At 42.5% G+C, this 318-nt stretch carries 1 protein-coding gene; it reads left to right on the top strand.

All coding sequences use genetic code 11. The annotated features are described in order from the left end of the window. Window positions 1-318: transglutaminase domain-containing protein (locus tag G5B11_RS18910; RefSeq protein ID WP_274603268.1), on the top strand; the 318-nt coding region annotated here is incomplete at both ends.

The raw sequence follows: 318 nt of genomic DNA, 5'->3' as shown, positions 1-318 counted from the left end.
CCAATGTTTATCGGGGATGGACATGTAGTATGTGAAGGCTATGCAAAAGCAATGCTGATTCTTTGCAGAAAACTGGGTATTGAATGTGCATGTATTGGCGGTTTTGCAAGGAACAGTTCTGCAAGTTCCGGGGAAGCACATATGTGGAACTATGTAAAGATGGATAATGATACCTGGTATCTGGTAGATGCTACCTGGGATGACCAGTTAAGCGGTATTCGTACGACCTATCTTCTGGCAGGATGGAACAGTAAAGGATTCAATCATAATACACTTCGGGAAGAACGAACTGAAAAGGATACATTTTCATCTCCCACT

The sequence above is a fragment of the Blautia glucerasea genome, from assembly GCF_013304385.1.
GTDB classification, from domain to species: Bacteria; Bacillota; Clostridia; order Lachnospirales; family Lachnospiraceae; genus Blautia_A; species Blautia_A ammoniilytica.
The sequence above is the reverse complement of the archived record's forward strand: the minus strand, read 5'-3'. Positions and strand labels throughout refer to the sequence as shown.